The organism is Flavobacterium sp. HJSW_4, assembly GCF_042436695.1.
GTDB lineage: Bacteria > Bacteroidota > Bacteroidia > Flavobacteriales > Flavobacteriaceae > Flavobacterium.
The window spans coordinates 1-302 of the sequence record NZ_JBHNPP010000094.1 but is presented as its reverse complement, the minus strand read 5'-3'; the positions used below and the strand labels follow the sequence as shown (position 1 = coordinate 302).

Annotated in this window: 1 protein-coding gene; it reads left to right on the top strand. The window is 33.1% G+C overall.

Annotation, left to right across the window (positions count from 1 at the left end; translation table 11 throughout):
- A partial coding sequence (locus ACE01P_RS24455) for an AMP-binding protein (RefSeq protein ID WP_379701674.1) occupies positions 1-302 on the top strand: 302 nt, incomplete at both ends.

Sequence of the window (302 nt, the reverse complement as noted above, 5' to 3'; positions counted from 1 at the left end):
GTAAAATTATTTGAGACTTTTATTCAGGAAAAAGGGATTGAAATTGCCACACTTCCGCCTGCCTATTTCAAATTATTAGATATGGAAACTTTAAAAGGGTTTAAATATTTAATCACTGCAGGGGAATCGGCAGATTATGATAAAGTTGCGGAATATTTAAATTATGGAACGTTTTATAATGCATATGGGCCAACAGAATCTAGTATTTGCGCCTCTATATTCAGAATTGAGAAAGGGCATAATTTAACTTCTCCGAATATCCCTATTGGCAAACCCATTTCTAATACGAGACTTTACATATT